Source organism: Streptomyces prasinopilosus (assembly GCF_001419695.1).
GTDB classification, from domain to species: Bacteria; Actinomycetota; Actinomycetes; order Streptomycetales; family Streptomycetaceae; genus Streptomyces; species Streptomyces prasinopilosus.
On record NZ_LIRG01000502.1, the window covers coordinates 1 to 13,710 of the forward strand.

The 13,710-nt window shown below is 73.7% G+C and carries 14 protein-coding genes and 1 riboswitch; of the genes, 7 read left to right on the plus strand and 7 right to left on the minus strand.

The genetic code is table 11. The annotated features are described in order from the left end of the window. Positions 1-2: 2 nt before the first annotated feature. Positions 3-650 (plus strand): response regulator, encoded by a 648-nt coding sequence (locus AOK18_RS20505; protein ID WP_055695320.1) that lies wholly within the window; start codon positions 3-5, stop codon positions 648-650. Positions 651-839: 189 nt separating this feature from the next. Then, positions 840-1,835: a 2-hydroxyacid dehydrogenase gene (locus AOK18_RS20510; protein WP_055695321.1), complete on the plus strand. Its 996-nt coding sequence runs from the start codon at positions 840-842 to the stop codon at positions 1,833-1,835. Here AOK18_RS20510 and AOK18_RS20515 read toward each other — a convergent pair. Next, positions 1,787-3,718, minus strand: coding sequence for an anthranilate synthase family protein (locus AOK18_RS20515; protein ID WP_055695322.1), 1,932 nt, complete (start codon positions 3,716-3,718; stop codon positions 1,787-1,789). The two genes, AOK18_RS20510 and AOK18_RS20515, sit on opposite strands and share 49 nt — an antisense overlap. 365 nt (positions 3,719-4,083) lie before the next feature. Between AOK18_RS20515 and AOK18_RS20520 the strand changes: the two genes are divergently transcribed. Then, positions 4,084-5,436 (plus strand): class II 3-deoxy-7-phosphoheptulonate synthase, encoded by a 1,353-nt coding sequence (locus AOK18_RS20520; protein WP_055571142.1) that lies wholly within the window; start codon positions 4,084-4,086, stop codon positions 5,434-5,436. Positions 5,437-5,651: 215 nt separating this feature from the next. Further along, the gene (locus tag AOK18_RS20525) at positions 5,652-5,888 is read left to right on the plus strand and encodes a (2Fe-2S)-binding protein (protein ID WP_206281570.1); all 237 of its coding nucleotides are present in this window, start codon (positions 5,652-5,654) and stop codon (positions 5,886-5,888) included. Between the two features lie 10 nt (positions 5,889-5,898). On the opposite strand, the gene bfr is transcribed toward AOK18_RS20525, so the two are convergent. Beyond that, complete coding sequence (bfr, locus tag AOK18_RS20530; protein WP_055571140.1) at positions 5,899-6,411, minus strand: bacterioferritin; 513 nt, start codon at positions 6,409-6,411, stop codon at positions 5,899-5,901. A 184-nt stretch (positions 6,412-6,595) separates the two neighbouring features. Here bfr and AOK18_RS20535 point away from each other — a divergent pair, with 184 nt between their 5' ends. Continuing rightward, positions 6,596-7,243, plus strand: coding sequence for a sulfite oxidase-like oxidoreductase (locus tag AOK18_RS20535; RefSeq protein WP_055695324.1), 648 nt, complete (start codon positions 6,596-6,598; stop codon positions 7,241-7,243). Positions 7,244-7,283: 40 nt separating this feature from the next. Here AOK18_RS20535 and AOK18_RS20540 read toward each other — a convergent pair whose 3' ends face one another. From AOK18_RS20540 to thiO, 5 genes are all read right to left on the minus strand, one after another. Beyond that, entirely contained in the window at positions 7,284-8,168 is an 885-nt protein-coding gene (locus AOK18_RS20540) for a deoxyribonuclease IV (RefSeq protein WP_055695325.1), read from the minus strand. A 76-nt stretch (positions 8,169-8,244) separates the two neighbouring features. Then, positions 8,245-10,203 (minus strand): Stk1 family PASTA domain-containing Ser/Thr kinase, encoded by a 1,959-nt coding sequence (gene pknB / locus AOK18_RS20545; RefSeq protein ID WP_055571137.1) that lies wholly within the window; start codon positions 10,201-10,203, stop codon positions 8,245-8,247. A gap of 357 nt (positions 10,204-10,560) precedes the next feature. Further along, positions 10,561-11,355 carry a thiazole synthase gene (locus tag AOK18_RS20550; protein ID WP_055571136.1) on the minus strand — a complete coding sequence of 265 codons (795 nt, stop codon included), beginning with the start codon at positions 11,353-11,355 and terminating at the stop codon, positions 10,561-10,563. A 2-nt stretch (positions 11,356-11,357) separates the two neighbouring features. Next, positions 11,358-11,600, minus strand: a complete 243-nt coding sequence (gene thiS, locus AOK18_RS20555; protein WP_055571135.1) for a sulfur carrier protein ThiS — start codon at positions 11,598-11,600, stop codon at positions 11,358-11,360. Then, a complete protein-coding gene (gene thiO, locus AOK18_RS20560) occupies positions 11,597-12,781 on the minus strand; it encodes a glycine oxidase ThiO (RefSeq protein ID WP_055695326.1) in 1,185 nt (394 codons plus the stop codon). The genes thiS and thiO overlap by 4 nt, the downstream gene beginning before the upstream one ends. Beyond that, a riboswitch (TPP riboswitch) is annotated at positions 12,779-12,890 on the minus strand. Its footprint overlaps the gene before it by 3 nt. Before the next feature lie 49 nt (positions 12,891-12,939). On the opposite strand from thiO, the gene AOK18_RS20565 reads away from it, so the two are divergent. Together AOK18_RS20565 and AOK18_RS20570 are read left to right on the plus strand one after the other, a co-directional pair. Then, complete coding sequence (locus tag AOK18_RS20565) at positions 12,940-13,308, plus strand: avidin-fold protein (RefSeq protein ID WP_055571133.1); 369 nt, start codon at positions 12,940-12,942, stop codon at positions 13,306-13,308. A 32-nt stretch (positions 13,309-13,340) separates the two neighbouring features. Continuing rightward, positions 13,341-13,710, plus strand: a 370-nt coding sequence (locus AOK18_RS20570) for an FAD-dependent oxidoreductase (protein ID WP_206281571.1), incomplete at its 3' end; no start/stop codon positions are given.

The following is a 13,710-nucleotide window of genomic DNA, read 5'->3' on the forward strand; positions in this document are numbered from 1 at the left end:
TGATGGTGGTCGACGACCACCCCATGTGGCGCGACGCCGTCGCCCGGGACCTGTCCGAGTCCGGCTTCGAGGTGGTCGCCACCGCGGGCGACGGCGAACAGGCCGTGCGCCGGGCCCGGGCCGCCGCCCCCGACGTCCTCGTCCTCGACCTGAACCTGCCCGGCAAGCCGGGCGTCCAGGTCTGCAAGGAGGTCGTCGCCGCGGACCCGGCGCTGCGGGTGCTGGTGCTCTCGGCGAGCGGCGAGCACGCCGACGTCCTGGAGGCGGTGAAGTCCGGCGCCACCGGCTACCTGCTGAAGTCCGCCTCCACCCAGGAACTCCAGGACGCGGTGCGCCGCACGGCCGCGGGCGACCCGGTGTTCACCCCGGGCCTGGCCGGACTGGTCCTCGGCGAGTACCGCAGGCTGGCCTCCGACCCGGCACCCGCCCCGGACGGCGGCGCGCCCGGGGCGCCCCGGCTGACGGACCGGGAGACCGAGGTGCTGCGCCTGGTCGCCAAGGGCCTCAGCTACAAGCAGATCGCCGAACGGCTCGTCATCTCCCACCGCACGGTGCAGAACCACGTGCAGAACACCCTCGGCAAGCTCCAGCTGCACAACCGCGTGGAGCTCGTCCGCTACGCCATCGAACGCGGCCTGGACGACGAGTAGCACCGCGACGACGAGCAGCCCCGCCCGGCCCGCCCGGGACCCGGGTCCCGGGCGGACCGGGTCCCGGGCGGACCGGGCGGGGCCGGAAACGGCGGGCCTGCCCCGACCGGCCCGGGCGCGTGCCCCGGCCCCGGCCCCGTATATTCGCGCATGCGGAAGAGTTCCCGGTACGACCCTGGGAGGGACCCTGTGGAGATCCTCGCGTTCGGTGTGCAGGCCGACGAGAAGCCCCTGATCGAGCGGGCCTTCCGGGGGCACCACGAGGTGCGCGGCCTGGACGTCTTCCTCAACGAGGACACCGCCCCCATCGCGGCGGGCCACGAGGTGATCTCCACCAGCGTCAACTGCGACCTCGGCGCCGGAGTCCTGGAGAGCCTGGCGGCCGGCGGCACCCGGATGATCGCCCAGCGGTCCACCGGCTTCAACAACGTCGACCTGAAGACGGCCGAGCGGCTCGGCCTGACGGTCGCCCGGGTGTCGTCCTACTCACCCCACTCGGTCGCCGAGTTCGCCTGGGCCCTCGCCATGGCCGTCAACCGCCGCATCGTCCGCGCCTCCACCCGCACCCGCGACTTCGACTTCCGCCTCGACGGGCTGATGGGCCGCGACATGCACGGCCGCACCGCCGGCGTCATCGGCACCGGCAAGATCGGTGAGGCCTTCACCCGGATCGCGCACGGCTTCGGCATGCGGCTGCTGGGCTGGGACGTCGCCGAGAACCCCGCCTGCCGGGACCTCGGCATGACCTACGTCCCCAAGGAACAGCTGCTCGCCGAGTCCGACCTGGTCAGCCTGCACGTCCCGCTGCTGCCGGCGACCCTCCACCTGATCGACGGGGCCGCCCTGCGAACCATGCGGGACGACGCGATCCTGGTGAACTCCAGCCGCGGCGGACTCGTCGACACCGCGGCCCTCGTCGCCGAACTGCGCGCGGGCCGCTTCACCGGCGTCGGACTGGACGTGTACGAGGCGGAGGCGGGCCTGTTCTTCCTCGACAAGTCCCTGGAGGCCATCGAGGACGACACCCTGGCCCGCCTCGTCACCTTCCCGAACGTGCTGGTCACCTCCCACCAGGCGTACTACACCGTGGACGCCGTCGGCCAGATCATCGACACCACGGTCGCCAACGTCCTCGACTACACCGAGGGCCGCCGCTCGGAGAACGTCCTGGTCCCGCGCAGCTGACCGATCAGCTCGGCGACGATCGCCGCGCCGTTCAGGGTGAGCACCGACTCGGGGTGGAACTGCAGCGCCGCGAAGCCGGGCCCGCGCAGCGCGTGCACCTCGCCGCCGGCCGTGCGGCTCACCTCGATGCCGCGCGCGGCCAGCTCCGCCGCCGCCCCGTCGTCGCAGCGCGCGACGAAGCTGTTGTAGAAGCCGACCGTCTCCGGCCGCCCGAACAGGTCGATCTCCGTCTGCGCCCCCTGGTACGGCACCTCCTTGCGGACGGTCTCCAGGCCCAGTTCGGCCGCGATCAGCTCGTGGCCGAGGCAGACACCGAGGACGCCGTGGCGCCGGTCCGCCCCGAGCACCCCGGCGGTCAGGGCGCGCAGGAACCGCATCTTCGGGTCGGCGGTGTCGGAGGGGTCCCCGGGGCCGGGCCCGAGCACCAGCGGCCCCTCGTGCGCCGCCACCGCCTCCCGCAGTCCCGGCGCGTCGTACCGCAGGACGGTCACCCCGAGCCCGGCGGCGCGCAGCACGTGCGCCAGCATCGCGGTGAAGGTGTCCTCCCCGTCGACCACCAGGGCGTGGCCGTCGGGGGCCCCCGGCGTCTCCCGCATCCGCAGCCAGAACGGGGCCAGCGAGGCCCGCCGCCCGTCCAGCGCCGCCCGCACCCGGGGGTCGTCCGCCAGCCGCGGCCGTACGGACTCCTCGCGCGGCCGTCCGGGGCGCACCCCCAGCGCGGCCAGCACCCCGGCCGCCTTCGCGTGGGTCTCGGCGACCTCGCCCGCCGGGTCGGAGCCCCGCACCAGGGTGGCGCCGACCGGCACCCGCAGCCGCCCGGCCGCGTCGATGTCGGCGGTGCGGATGAGGATGGGGGAGTCGAGGGTCTGGGCCCCGTTCGCGTCCCGGCCGAGCAGCGCCAGCGCCCCCGCGTAGTAACCGCGCCCGCCGGACTCGTGCCGCCGGATCACCCGGCAGGCGTTCTGCACCGGCGACCCCGTGACGGTCGCGGCGAACAGGGTCTCCCTCAGCACCTCCCGCACGTCCAGCGAGGACCGGCCGCGCAGCTCGTACTCGGTGTGCGCGAGGTGCGCCATCTCCTTCAGCCGGGGTCCGACCACGACCCCGCCCATGTCGCCGACGGTGCACATCATCTTGAGCTCCTCGTCGACGACCATCGACAGCTCCTCGATCTCCTTGCCGTCGGCGAGGAACTCCAGCAGGTGCTCGGGGGTCGGCCCGCCGGCCGGGTAGCGGTAGGTGCCGCTGATCGGGTTCATCACGACCGTCCCGCCGGACGCCCGCACGTGCACCTCGGGACTCGCCCCGACCAGCGTTCGCCCTCCCGCCTCCCGCCCGGTGTGCACCACGAACGTCCAGTACGCGCCCCGCTCGCCCGCCAGCAGCCGCCGGAACAGCGCCAGCGCGTCGGCCCGGCCGAACCCGGGGATCTCCCCCTCGTACGTCCGCCGGACGACGAAGTTGGCGCCCTCGCCCCGCCCGATCTCCTCGCGCAGCACCCGCCCGACGATCCCGGCGTACGCGTCGTCGTCGACGTCGAAGCCGCCGCCCTCCACCCGCACGTCGTGCGCGGGCAGCCGCTCCAGGGCCTCGGCGAGCGGGATCTCGTGGCGCTCCTCGGGGGTCAGCACCAGCAGCGGGGTGCCGTCGTCGCGCACGTCGAAGCCGCGCTCCCGGATCTGCCGGAAGGGGACGAGCGCCAGCCCTTCGTCGGGAAGGTCGGCCAGGCGGTCGCGGGGGGTGACGGGGCCGAGCAGCAGCTCCACCACGGCGTCGTCGCGGCCGGGCGTGCGCCGCCGCAGCAGGGCGAACGGGCGGGGATCGTCGAGCAGGCCGAGCAGGTCCGCGGGTCGGTCCGTCGGCTGGTTCGCGGGTCGGTTCATCGGTCGTGGTCCCTCGGTGTGGGAGGGCCGGCCCGCGGGCGCCGCGGGGTCCGCGAACGCCGAAGGCCGCCCCTCGGGCGGCCTTCGCGAAGTCGTGCTTACGCGCTACGAGGTCAGTGGGCCGCCGGAGGAGCGGGCCACCACCAGTTCGGGGCGGAAGGGTTCTGGGCCGAACCGTTCCGGGTCGAGAGCGCGGACATGCGACGCACCCTAGCGCACGGACCGCGGGCGCACGCCCCGTCCACGCCCGCACACGGCCGCGGACACGGACACGGCGCGTCCGCCCACCGGTCACGGAACGCGTTCCGCGTCTCACTTACTGGGCATCGCCCGGAAGGCACCATCCCACCCCGTAATGTTGAGACGTGACCGTGAACGCTAAGACCAGCCCGAGCGCTGGCAACACCTGGCGAGACCTGCCCGCGGCGCAGCAGCCCGAGTACCCCGACACCGAGGCTCTGCGCGCAGTGATCGCGGACCTCGAGTCGTATCCGCCGCTCGTCTTCGCGGGCGAGTGCGACCAGCTGCGCGCCCGGATGGCGGCCGTCGCCAAGGGAGAGGCGTTCCTCCTCCAGGGCGGCGACTGCGCGGAGTCCTTCGACGCGGTGTCCGCCGACCACATCAGGGGCAAGCTCAAGACACTGCTCCAGATGGGTGCCGTACTGACGTACGCCGCCTCCGTGCCCGTGGTGAAGGTGGGCCGGATCGCCGGCCAGTACTCCAAGCCGCGCTCCAAGTCGACCGAGACCCGCGACGGCGTGACGCTGCCCACCTACCGCGGCGACTCCGTCAACGGCTTCGACTTCACCGAGGCCGCCCGCGTCCCGGACCCCGAGCGGCTGAAGCGGATGTACAACGCCTCGGCCTCCACGCTGAACCTGGTGCGCGCCTTCACCACCGGCGGCTACGCCGACCTGCGCCAGGTGCACGCCTGGAACCAGGACTTCGTGAAGTCGTCCCCGTCCGGCCAGCGCTACGAGCAGCTCGCCCGCGAGATCGACCAGGCGCTGAACTTCATGCAGGCCTGCGGGGTCGAGCCGGAGGAGTTCAAGACCGTCGAGTTCTTCTCCTCGCACGAGGCACTGCTGCTGGACTACGAGTCGGCGCTGACCCGCGTCGACTCGCGCACCGGACAGCTGTACGACGTCTCCGCGCACATGGTGTGGATCGGCGAGCGCACCCGCCAGCTGGACCACGCGCACGTCGAGTTCGCCTCGCGGATCCGCAACCCGATCGGCGTCAAGCTCGGCCCGAGCACGACGGCCGAGGAGGCGCTGCAGTACATCGAGCGCCTCGACCCGGACCGCGAGCCCGGCCGGCTGACCTTCATCGTCCGCATGGGCGCGGACAAGATCCGCGACAAGCTGCCCGAGCTGGTCGAGAAGGTCACCGCCTCCGGTGCCACCGTCGCCTGGGTGACCGACCCGATGCACGGCAACACCTTCGAGGCGGCCTCCGGCCACAAGACCCGCCGCTTCGACGACGTGCTCGACGAGGTGAAGGGCTTCTTCGAGGTCCACAAGGGGCTCGGCACCCACCCGGGCGGCATCCACGTGGAACTCACCGGCGACGACGTCACCGAGTGCGTGGGCGGCGGCGACGAGATCTTCGTCGACGACCTGCACCAGCGCTACGAGACCGCCTGCGACCCGCGGCTCAACCGCAGCCAGTCGCTGGACCTGGCGTTCCTCGTCGCCGAGATGTACCGGGACCAGTAGGCACCGGAAGCGGCGGGTGGCCGGCACCGGTGCCGGCCACCCGCCGCCCACCTGCCCGAACGGCACGGTTCGCCCGCCGGGAACGGCACGGGGTGGGGCACGGATCACACGCGATCCGACCCCACCCCGCTTTTGCGCCCTCCCGACGCCGGGTAAGGTTAGGTTTGCCTCACCGATCAGGGGTCGGTACGGCACGACCCACGCTACGTCGGGAGGTGACCCGCGTGTTCGTCTGCAGCTGCTTCGGAGTGACCGAGGAACAGGTGAGGAGTCATGCGGACGCCGGGGCCTGCACGCCCCGGCAGATCGCCTCCGCCTGCAAGGCGGGCACCGACTGCGGCGGCTGCGTGCGACGCATCCAGGCACTGCTCGGCCGCGGCGCCTGCCCCCGCCGGGAGCTGGCCGACCAGGGCCGGCCGCCCCTCGCGACGGAGTTCCCCGAAGCCGCGTGACCCCTTCGGCCTAGGAGGCCGAGGGCAGGGCGTTCCCCGAGGAGTCCGGCTGGGTCTGCTCGATCACCGTCGACAGGTACAGCGCCTCGCCCAGCTTCTCGATGAGTTCCAGCTGGGTCTCCAGGTAGTCGATGTGCTGCTCCTCGTCGGCGAGGATCGCCTCGAAGATGTTGGCGGACGTGATGTCGTTCTTGCTGCGCATCACCTCCACGCCCCGGCGCAGGCGGTCGACCGCCTCGACCTCGACCTCCCGGTCGGCCTGGAACATCTCCGTCACCGTCTGCCCGACCCTCACGTGGAAGAGCCGCTGGTAGTTGGGCAGGCCGTCGAGCATCAGGATGCGGTCGGTGAGGACCTCCGCGTGCCGCATCTCGTCGAAGGACTCGGCGCGCGTGTACTCGGCGAGCCTGGTCCAGCCCTTGTGGTCCTGGAGTTTCGAGTGCAGGAAGTACTGGTTGATCGCGGTCAGCTCGGCGGTCAGCTGTTCGTTGAGGAATTCGATGACCTCGGGGTCGCCCTGCATCGCAGCGGCTCCTTCCGTACGGGTGAACGGGCCAGGTGCGCCGCATGATTCCACCGGCGGAGAAGATCGTCCAGTAAGTGTGGACTTAGTAAGTAAGGCTGCACTTAGCGATTTTTATGGCGCATTGACCGATTTCATGGGACCCCGGTCCGGTGCGTTACGCCGGGTCTGTCAGGATGGGAGCATGGGTCAGCCGGCGGAACGCGAATCGGGGGAGCGCACAGCGGGGGAAGGGGCGCGGTTCGAGCTCCCGCCGGGGCAGCGGCTGCAGAAGGGCTGGCCGGTCACGCACTACGGGCCGGTGCCCAGGTTCCGGCCCGAGCGCTGGGACTTCAGGGTGTTCGGCGCCACCGCCGACGGGGGCAGACCCCGCTGGAACCACGAGGAGTTCACGGCCCTGCCGTACCGCAGCGTCGTGGCCGACCTGCACTGCGTCACCAAGTTCAGCATGCTCGGCGCCGAGTGGGGCGGCGTGCCGGCCCGCACCGTCCTGGAGCTCGCCCCGCCCGCGCCCGAGGTCACCCACGTGATGGTCTGGGCCGAGTACGGATTCAGCTCCAACCTGCGCCTGGCGGACTTCTCGTCCGAGCGGACCCTGTTCGCCACCCACAAGGACGGCGAACTGCTGACCGCCGAGCACGGCTTCCCGCTCCGTCTGGTCGTCCCCCACCTGTACGCCTGGAAGGGGCCCAAATGGGTCCGCGGGGTGGAGTACATGACCACCGACCGCCGCGGTTTCTGGGAGGAGCGCGGCTACCACAACGTCGGCGATCCCTGGAAGGAACAGCGCTACTCGTACCAGGAGGAGCCCGGGGAGGGGCCCGAGCTCTGAGCCGGCCCGGCGTGCGCCCGCCCCCCAAGGCCGCGGGGGACTACGCCGACGATTCCCGGAGCTTCTTCAGCCGCTCCACGTCCGCCGCGTGGCCCTCCTTGCCGCCGGGCGTCTCGATGATCAGCGGGACGCCCTCGGTCGCGGGGTGCGTCATCAGCGCGCGGAACGGGTCCTCGCCGATGTGGCCCTCGCCGATGTTCGCGTGACGGTCCTTGTGCGCGCCGACCACGTCCATCGAGTCGTTGGCGTGGATCAGCTTCAGCCGTCCCTCGCCGACCGTGTCCACCAGCAGGTCCAGGGTCCGGTGCATCCCGCTGGGCCCGGTCAGGTCGTGGCCGGCCGCGAAGACGTGGCAGGTGTCCAGGCAGACGCCCAGTTTCGGGTGGTAGTCCAGTGCCTCGAAGTACGGCCCGAAGTCCCAGGTCCGCGAGCAGAGGGAGGAGCCCTGGCCGGCCGTCGACTCGAGGAGCAGGAACGGGTCGTCGTCACGGGTGAGTTCGTCGAGCAGCGGCAGCAGGTACTCCCGTACCTGCGCCAGTGCCACCGGCCGTTCCCGTCCGCCCGTCGCGCTGCCGGTGTGCACCACCACGCCCAGCGCCCCGATCTCGCGCCCGCGCCGCAGCGAGTGCCGCAGCGACTCGGCGGACCGCTCGGCGGTCACCCGGTTGTGGGACCCGAAGTTGATCAGGTACGGGGCGTGCACGTACGCCGGGACCGACTCGGCCGCGCACGCCTCGCGGAAGGCCTCGTCCTGCTGCGGGCTGCCGGTCGGCGTCGCCCAGCCGCGCGGGTTGGCGACGAAGACCTGGACGGCCTCCGCGCGCATCTCACGGGCGTAGGACAGGCCGACGGAATGCAGACCGCCGGCCACGGGGACGTGGCCGCCGACCGGGTTGCGGGCAGGGCCGGACAGGTGACTCTTCACCCTTCCAGGGTGTCATGCCGCCGCCCGTCCGCCGCCGCCGGACCCGGCGGCGCGCCGGGCCGCCGGGTCCGGCGCGTCAGCGGATCTTCAGGGTGATCGTCGAGCCCTCGGGCGCGGTGTCCCCGCCCGCCACGGACTGGCCCCTGACGGTGTCGCCGAACAGGCCGAGCAGCCCGCGGTCCTCCTCGACCCGGAACCCGGCCGCCTCCAGCGCCTCCGTCGCCTCGTCCACGCGGTCACCGACCACGTCGGGCACCTCGACCATCTCGGGTCCCTCGGACAGCGTCAGCGTGACGGTGTCCCCCTCGACGACTTCCTCGCCCGCCTCCGGGCTCTGCCGGGCCACCCGGCCCGCGTCGTGCCCGGAGGTGACCCGCTCGCCGGCGACCTCCACCTCGAGGCCGGCCTCCTCCAGCGCGGCGCGCGCGTCCGCGGGCTTCTCGCCCGTCACGTCGGGGACGTCCACCGGACGGCCCTTGCTCACGGTGAGCGACACCGCCGAGCCCGTGCGGACCTCGGTGCCCCCCGCCGGCCCGGTGGAGATCACGGAGCCCTTGGCCACGTCCTCGCTGAACTCCCGGGTGACCATGCCCGGCTCCAGGCCCGCGTCCTTCAGCGCGGACCGCGCCTCGGCCAGTGCCACGCCGTCCACCTCGGGCACCTTCACGGTCTCCGGACCCTTGGAGAGGGTCAGCGAGACCGCGTCGGCGCCGCGGATGCGGGACCCCGCCGCCGGGTCCGTACGCATCACCGTGCCCCGCTTCACGGAGTCGCTGTACGCCTCCTCGACCCCGCCGACCTTCAGCCCGGCCTCCGCCAGCCGGTCCCGGGCCTCCTGCTCGGTCTTCGCCAGCAGCGGCGGGACCTTGGTGAACTGGCCCGAGTTGATGTACCACACGCCCGCCCCGGCCCCGAGGACCAGCAGCACCGCCACGACGACCGCCATCGGGCCGCGCGGCAGCGCCGGAGCCCGCCGTCCCGGACCGCGCCGGGGCGGCGGCGCCGGGTCCCGGAGCCGGCTGGTGCGGTGGCGGGGGTCCGCGCCGCCGCCCTGCCCCCGCTGCCCGGCGTCCTCGTCCACGGGCAGCGGGCGGGGCATCGTCAGCGCGCGCGGGATGACGCTCGTCCGGTCGTCCGCGTTGTCGTGCTCCGACGACAGGGCCTGGGGCGGCAGCGCGTCCAGCTGCGCCGCGTCGAGGCCGCCGCGGGCCTCGCGGGCCCGGGCGAGCAGCGCCACCGCGTCGTACGGACGGACCTCCGGGTTGCGCGCGGTCGCCGACGCGACCAGCTCGTCCAGCCCGTACGCCATGCCGGGGACGGCCGCCGACGGCGGCGGTACGTCGTCGTGCAGGTGCTTGTAGAGCACGATCGCGGGGGAGTCGCCCTCGTGCGGCCGCTCGCCGGTCAGCATCTCGTAGAGCAGGATGCCGCACGCGTAGACGTCCACGCGGGGGTCGGCGGTGCCGCTCTCGATCTGCTCCGGTGCCAGGTAGGAGACCGTGCCCAGCACGGTGCCGGTGGTGTTCGTCACCGTGCCCACGCCCCGGACCAGACCGAAGTCGGCGACCTTGACCCGGCCGTCGTCCCCGATCAGGACGTTCTCCGGCTTCATGTCCCGGTGCACGAAACCGGCCCGGTGCGCGGCACCGAGCGCGGCCAGCACCGGCTCCAGGATGTCCAGCGCGGCGCGCGGCTGCAGCGCCCCGCGCTCGCGCAGCACGTCCCGCAGGGTGCAGCCGGCGACGTACTCCATCGCCAGGTACACGTACTCCCGGTCGGTGCCCTGGTCGAAGACCTGCACCACGTTCGGATGGTCCAGACGGGCCACCGACTTCGCCTCGCGGATGAACCGGTCGACGAAGGAACCGTCGGCGGCGAGCGCCGGGTGCATCACCTTGAGCGCGAGCACGCGGTCGAGGCGGGTGTCCACGGCCCGGTAGACCGTGGCCATCCCGCCGACCGCGATCCGCGCCTCGACGCGATACCGACCGTCGAGCACCTGCCCGACCAGAGGGTCCTGAAGGGTCGTGTCCACGCAGGGAGTCTACGAGCAGCCGCCGACGCCCCCGACCGCTTCGTCGCGGATCGGTCCGCGACTGCGACCGACCTGTGACGCAACCCACGCGAGCGGACCGGGCGGGCGCGGCGCGGGCCGCGGAACGCGTTCCCGGTGGATCAGGCCCCGCTCAGGAAGGCGTCCCGCCACCGGCCTGAGCGGCCTCGACCGGCCTCGACCGTCCCCGGCCCGGGCCCGCTCCGGGGACGTGCCCCGGGGCGCGTCGGCCGGCGGCGTACCCCGCACGGCCCGTCCCCGGCCGGCCGGGGACGGGCCGTGCGCGGGCGGGAGGACGGCCCGGCGAGACATCGGCGAGGCCCCGGCGAGGACGGTCCTTCAGAACGCGGGCCGCTCCGGATCCAGCGCGGCGAGGCCCTCCGCGGGGGACGACGCCTCGGCGAAGTGCCGCCGCGGGATCCGCCCCGCCCGCCTGGCCAGCCGCCCCGCCTCGACCGCGGCGCGCATGGCGGCGGCCATCAGCACCGGCTCCTGCGCCCGCGTCACCGCCGAGGCGAGCATCACCCCCGCGCACCCCAGTTCCATCGCCAGCGCCGCGTCCGACGCCGTACCGGCGCCCGCGTCCAGGATCACCGGCACGCGCGCGTGCTGCGTGATCAGCTCGAAGTTGTGCGGGTTGCGGATGCCGAGGCCCGACCCGATCGGCGACCCGAGCGGCATGATCGCCGCACAGCCGGCGTCCTCCAGTTTCCGCGCCAGCACCGGGTCGTCGTTGGTGTACGGCAGCACCGTGAACCCGTCGTCGACCAGTGTCTCGGCCGCCTCCAGCAGCTCGATCGGGTCCGGCAGCAGGGTGCGCTCGTCGGCGATGACCTCCAGCTTGACCAGGTCGGTGCCGAGCGCCTCCCGCGCGAGGCGCGCGGTGAGCACCGCCTCGCCGGCGGTGTAGCAGCCCGCCGTGTTCGGCAGCACCCGGATGCCCAGCCTCTCCAGCACCGACAGGACCGAGCCGTGCACCGAGGGGTCCACCCGCCGCATCGCGACGGTCGTCAGCTCCGTACCGGACGCCACCAGCGCCCGCTCCAGCACGTCGAGGCTGGGCGCCCCGCCGGTCCCCATGATCAGCCGGGACGTGAAGGACGTGCCGCCGAGGACGAACGGGTCGTCGGCCATGGTCAGCCTCCCTGGACGGCGGTCAGGACTTCCACCCGGTCCCCCTCGGAGAGGGGCGTGAGCGGCCACCTCGTGCGGGGGACGACGGTCTCGTTGAGGGCGGCGGCCACCCCGGAGCGAGCCGTGGTCAGGGTGGCGACCAGCGCGTCGAGCGCCGTACCGGGAGCCACCTCGCGCGGCTCCCCGTTGACGGAGACGGAGACGGTGCGGGCGGGGCCGGGCGCGGCGTTCACCGGATCGTTCATGCGGGCTGCTCCGTGCGTGCGGTGGTGGTGGCGGTGAACCGCCGGGGTGTGAAGGGGCGGGCCTCGGCCGGGAGGTCGCCGGTGGCCAGGAACTCGGCCAGGACGTCGCCCGTGACCGGCGTGAGCAGTACGCCGTTGCGGTGGTGCCCGGTCGCGAGGACCAGCCCCGCCAGCGCGGACGGGCCGAGCAGCGGCGCGTTGTCGGGGGAGCCGGGGCGCAGCCCGGCCCGGGTCTCGGTGAGCGGCAGTTCGGTGATCCCGGGGACGAGCGCGTGGGCGTCGCGCAGCAGTTCGTACACCCCGCCCGCGGTGACGGTCGTGTCCCAGCCCTGCTCCTCGCTGGTCGCCCCGATCACCAGCTCCCCGTTCTCGCGCGGCACCAGGTACACGTGGCTGCCGCGCACCACCGCGCGCACCGTCCGGCTCAGGAACGGACCGAACCGGTCCGGCATCGCGAGCCGGACCACCTGTCCCTTCACCGGGCGCACCGGAGGCAGCGCGTCCGCCGGGACGCCCGCGAGCCGCCCGCTGAGGCTGCCCCCGGCGAGCACCACCTGCCCGGCGCCCAGCCCGGTGCCGTCGGCGGTGACCACGCCCGTGGCCCGCTCCCCGGCGACGGTGAGCCGCTCGGCCCACGTGCGGCGCACCTCCACCCCCGCCCGCTCGCAGGCGGTCACCAGCGCGGCCGCCAGGCGCCGGGGGTCGATCTGGTGGTCGCCGTCCACCCGCAGCCCGCCGCGCACACCCGGTGCGAGCATCGGCTCCAGACGCCGGCACTCCCGCCCGGACAGCCACTGCGCGTCGAGCCCCGACCGCTGCTGCAGGGCGTGCAGTTCCCGCAGATGGGCGCGGTCGTCGGCGTCCAGCGCGACCGCGAGCGTGCCGCAGCGGCGGTAGCCGAGGTCGTGGCCGGTGGCCTCGGTGAGCTCGGCCGCGAAGTCGGGGTAGCGGCGCGCGGAGGCGAGGTTCAGGCCGAGCAGGGTCTGCTCGCCGTGGTGCAGCTCCGTGACGGCGGCCAGCATCCCGGCGGCCACCCGGGCGGCGCCGGCGCCCGGCTCGGGGTCCAGCACGGTCGTGGACAGTCCGCGCTGCGCGGCCCGCCAGGCCGTGACCAGGCCGATGATCCCGCCCCCGACGACGAGGACGTCGGGGGAGCGCCGCGAGGCGTGTGCGGTCGGCATGGGCGTCCAGCCCCTCCCTTCGCCGGCATGACCCGGATCAGGTTCATACGGTCGGAGGCCGCCAGCCTCCCTCTCAGCCCGGTGCGTCCGGGCTCCCGCGCGTGTCTTACGTTGGCCACCCTAGCCTCCGGATCAACGAACGTGTAGGGAGTCCCCGCATGGCCGGTTCGCTCGACGGTCTCGTCCTCGCCCCCGTCGCCGACCAGGCGCCGGGCCAGGTCGGCACCCGTACCCGGTTCGCGTACCACGAGCGGGACGGCGAGGTCTGGGCCGAGTACGCGGGCGGCGACGTCGTCCGCGGACACCTGGTGGGCACCCGGGCGGGGGACCGGCTGGACTTCCGGTACGTGCAGCTCAAACGGGACGGCGGCACGGCCTCGGGCCACTGCGTGTCGACGGTCGTGGAACTGCCCGACGGGCGGGTGCGGCTGGAGGAGACCTGGGAGTGGGAGTCGCAGCCCGGCAGCGGCACCAGCGTGGTCGAGCAGCTCGGGGCCCCCGGGGAGCGGCCGGCCGCCGAGGAGTGACCGGCCGCCGGACGGGTGTCTATGGTGATCGGGTGAGCGAGCAGACGCAGGAACGGGGGCCGTCCGGGCCGCGGCGCGTGGTGGTGGCGGGGGCCGGGATGGCCGGCGTGCAGACCGCCGTCGCCCTCCGCGAACAGGGCTTCACCGGCACCGTGACGCTGATCGGCGCCGAACCCCACCAGCCGTACGACCGGCCGCCCCTGTCCAAGGCGGTGCTGCTCGGCACGGCGGAGAACTCCGCCTTCGACGTCGACTTCGAGGCGCTCGGCATCGAACTGCGGCTCGGCTGCGAGGTGTTCGGGTTGCGCCCCGCCGACCACGAGCTGGACACGGAGGCCGGACCGGTCCCCTACGACGTCCTGGTCGTCGCGACCGGCGCCGAACCGGTCCGGCCTCCGTGTC

Bases quoted from the DNA above. Each gene is read 5' to 3' on its own strand.
- AOK18_RS20505 (WP_055695320.1), top strand. From the start codon at position 3: ATGGTGGTCGACGACCACCCCATGTGGCGCGACGCCGTCGCCCGGGAC.
- AOK18_RS20515 (WP_055695322.1), bottom strand. From the start codon at position 3,718: ATGAACCGACCCGCGAACCAGCCGACGGACCGACCCGCGGACCTGCTC.
- bfr (WP_055571140.1), bottom strand. From the start codon at position 6,411: ATGCAGGGCGACCCCGAGGTCATCGAATTCCTCAACGAACAGCTGACC.
- AOK18_RS20535 (WP_055695324.1), top strand. From the start codon at position 6,596: ATGGGTCAGCCGGCGGAACGCGAATCGGGGGAGCGCACAGCGGGGGAA.
- AOK18_RS20550 (WP_055571136.1), bottom strand. From the start codon at position 11,355: ATGGCCGACGACCCGTTCGTCCTCGGCGGCACGTCCTTCACGTCCCGG.
- thiS (WP_055571135.1), bottom strand. From the start codon at position 11,600: ATGAACGATCCGGTGAACGCCGCGCCCGGCCCCGCCCGCACCGTCTCC.
- thiO (WP_055695326.1), bottom strand. From the start codon at position 12,781: ATGCCGACCGCACACGCCTCGCGGCGCTCCCCCGACGTCCTCGTCGTC.
- AOK18_RS20565 (WP_055571133.1), top strand. From the start codon at position 12,940: ATGGCCGGTTCGCTCGACGGTCTCGTCCTCGCCCCCGTCGCCGACCAG.